Source organism: Pseudomonas sp. E45-MNA-CIBAN-0222 (assembly GCF_040310405.1).
In the GTDB taxonomy this organism is placed as follows: domain Bacteria; phylum Pseudomonadota; class Gammaproteobacteria; order Pseudomonadales; family Pseudomonadaceae; genus Stutzerimonas; species Stutzerimonas stutzeri_AC.
The window spans coordinates 1-233 of record NZ_JBEOPU010000255.1; the positions used below are offsets into that span (position 1 = coordinate 1).

A 233-nucleotide genomic window follows, 5' to 3' on the forward strand; every position below is an offset into this window, starting at 1 on the left:
GCACTTGGCTGTCTTGATCTTGAGATTTCATCAACTCTACATTGAGGCTGCCTAGCTCTTTACCAATCTCATTAATACGAGTAGTAATGGCTTCAATTTGGCTATTGGTTTGTTTCACCTGGCCATCAAGTTGTGATTGCATTTGATTTAGGCCATTGGCCAACTGCTGCGCCGAACTAAGGCTGCTACTGCGAATACCAAGGTCGCTGGGTAAATCGGCGACACTATTAATG

General features: G+C 44.6%; 1 protein-coding gene. It reads right to left on the reverse strand.

All coding sequences use genetic code 11. The annotated features are described in order from the left end of the window. A partial coding sequence (locus AAEZ08_RS23515; protein WP_500125256.1) for a FlgK family flagellar hook-associated protein occupies positions 1-233 on the reverse strand: 233 nt, incomplete at both ends.